The 1,516-nt window shown below is 39.6% G+C and carries 1 protein-coding gene; it reads left to right on the forward strand.

Annotation, left to right across the window (positions count from 1 at the left end):
* Window positions 1–80 precede the first annotated feature (80 nt).
* Window positions 81–1,388 carry an MATE family efflux transporter gene (locus EKA13_RS27130; RefSeq protein WP_065762025.1) on the forward strand — a complete coding sequence of 436 codons (1,308 nt, stop codon included), beginning with the start codon at window positions 81–83 and terminating at the stop codon, window positions 1,386–1,388.
* The last annotated feature ends 128 nt before the right edge of the window (window positions 1,389–1,516 follow it).

Genomic DNA, 1,516 nt, shown 5'->3' on the forward strand with positions numbered 1-1,516 from the left:
ATCCCTGAAGTTTGGCAAGGGCATAAAAATGGTGGTGAGGGTTTCTGGTTGGCATTGGACTTTCTTGAGTCTGTATTGAAGTGAGTATTAAAGTTATATTTGAGTCCAAGCGAGGTCTGCTTGGACTTGCTTTGACGTACTTTGAGAACTTCTTACGCTTATTTTATGGTGTTGGAATTTTGCTTCTGGCAAGACGTGAGCTCGTGGGGGATGAGTTTGCGGAGTTTAGCTTTTATTTAACGGTTGGACTGGCATGCTACATGTTTTCAAGGTTTTCATTTGATGCCTACGCAATTAAAGAATTTGTGTCGAATGCTGAAGGTGCCGTTCATGTTCTTCTTCGTCTGGTTGCCTTAAGGATATTGGGTTCTCTGGCGGTTATATCAATTGCTATAGTGTTGCTTGCGTTATTCGGACAGCTTCGCTGGCTGCTAGTGCCTGTTATTTTTTTACAGTTTTTTCGCGCTTTTGATTTGGTTGAGTTGTACCTGAGAGCTAGGGGGAATTTACTGACTCAGTCGGTAGTAAGAATTTTTTCTATGCTTCTTGCATTTTGTTTTTTGCTTGTTTCTATCACGTTTTTTAGCTCTTCTCTTGAGGTGTTTATATATTCTCAAGCAATCGAGTGGTTAAGTATTTCTATTTTCTATGCGGGCTCCTTGTGTTTTTTTTGTAAAGCGAAGGGAGGCGCGAACGAGTTGCATGGGACTGTGCTTGAGTCCGTTAGAAAAGTTTTGAGAGGGTCAGTGTTTGTTCATATTAGCTTCGGGCTTTTTTTAGTTTACAGTAAGTTTGATCAGTTTCTTTTGAAGTGGGTTGTAGCTGCTGGTGAGTATGGCGATTATATGATTGCAGCTCGTTTGACAGAGGCTTCAATTGTTTTGATTTTGTCTCTTAACATGTTTTTTTATCCGAAGCTTGTCAAGGCGCACAGGGAGTCATATTTGTTGTTTAATAATATGATCCGCTCGCTGTCGATATTTTTTCTGTTGCTGTCTTTGTTGGTTGTTGTTGTTGTGTGGATTTTTAAGGCTTTTTATTATTCGGTTCCTGTCCTGGTTTCAGACTATGTCCCATATGAGGTGCTAAATTTACTTTCGCTTCTGATATTTTCTACGGTTCCAGTTTTCTTTTTTGGCCTAAGATCTTCGTATTTTTCAATAGTTGATAGTCCTAGAGATGTGGTAATGGGTGGTGTTTGGGGCGTTTTGTGTGCCTTGTTAGTTGGTGTTCCCTTTGTGCTCTACTATGGAGTGTTTGGTGCGGCAATTGCTGTTTCAATCATTGCATTGGTTGCGCTCGGTTTTTCTAATTTTTGTTCTCGTCAAGGGCGAGCTTATTTAAGAATAATATTTGGTTTTTCTGGTGTTGGCGTACCTAATAAATAAGGGGTTGCCTGTATGCTAGGTTTAGGCAGAGTTTTCAGTTCATTATTTTTTGCAATGGTGATTATTTTAGTTGCTCTTTTTGATGATTTTTTGTTTTTTCTCTATGGGGCGGTTTCTGTATGGTGTTT

This window comes from Pseudomonas defluvii, from assembly GCF_001695625.1.
Classification (GTDB): Bacteria; Pseudomonadota; Gammaproteobacteria; order Pseudomonadales; family Pseudomonadaceae; genus Aquipseudomonas; species Aquipseudomonas defluvii.